Origin of the sequence: Streptomyces celluloflavus, from assembly GCA_000720995.1 — a bacterium.
Classification (GTDB): domain Bacteria; phylum Actinomycetota; class Actinomycetes; order Streptomycetales; family Streptomycetaceae; genus Streptomyces; species Streptomyces celluloflavus.
Genome location: JOEL01000149.1, coordinates 1 through 381, shown reverse-complemented (window position 1 = coordinate 381; position 381 = coordinate 1). Strand labels below are relative to the sequence as shown.

Genomic DNA, 381 nt, shown 5'->3' with positions numbered 1-381 from the left:
GTCGGGTGCGGCGTTTGTTCCGGTGGATCCGGAGTATCCGGTGGAGCGGATTGCGGCGGTGTTGGGTCAGGTGGATCCGGTGGTGGTGGTGTCGGTTTCCGGGGTGCGGGATCGGTTGGTGTCGGTGGTGCCGGGGGTGCGGTGGTTGGTGCTTGATGAGGAGGCTGCGGAGCTGGAATCGGATTCGGAATTGGGGCCGGATTCTGGGGTGAATTCGGGGTTGGAGCCGGGTTGGAGTGTGGGTTCAAGCTCGGCTTCTGGCTCGGTTTCTGGTTCTGATTCTGATGTGTTGGGTTTGTTGCCGGTGTATGTGGTGTTTACATCGGGGTCGACGGGGGTGCCTAAGGGTGTGGTGATGCCGCGGGTGGCGTTGGCGAATTT

Annotated in this window: 1 protein-coding gene; it reads left to right on the top strand. The window is 61.7% G+C overall.

Going from position 1 to position 381, the window contains the following annotated elements:
- Positions 1–22: 22 nt before the first annotated feature.
- The coding region (locus IH09_RS40805; RefSeq protein ID WP_404827323.1) for an AMP-binding protein at positions 23–381 on the top strand (359 nt) is incomplete at its 3' end.